Origin of the sequence: Citrobacter sp. TBCS-14 (assembly GCF_005280805.1) — a bacterium.
Taxonomy (GTDB): domain Bacteria; phylum Pseudomonadota; class Gammaproteobacteria; order Enterobacterales; family Enterobacteriaceae; genus Citrobacter; species Citrobacter gillenii.
On record NZ_SZWM01000200.1, the window covers coordinates 1 to 228 of the forward strand.

1 protein-coding gene is annotated in these 228 nt (G+C 55.3%); it reads right to left on the reverse strand.

The window, feature by feature from the left end:
- A partial coding sequence (locus FDX22_RS12105) for a DNA cytosine methyltransferase (protein WP_186805297.1) occupies positions 1-228 on the reverse strand: 228 nt, incomplete at both ends.

A 228-nucleotide genomic window follows, 5' to 3' on the forward strand; every position in this document is an offset into this window, starting at 1 on the left:
GCTGCAGAGGATCGCAGTAGTGATTCGCCTTGTAGGTGCGCACCGCATGCTTGTTCCACTCGCTGGTAAACACGCACTGCCCGCCAATCGCTTCAAAACCGCGACGAATTCCGCCAATACCAGCAAAAAGATCGATAAAGCGAAAAGCATAATGTGGATGATGCGCAGGCGGTGTCGGTAGCATGGCGTTCAGATGAGCCAGCTCAGCGTCGCTGAGCCGATGCCATG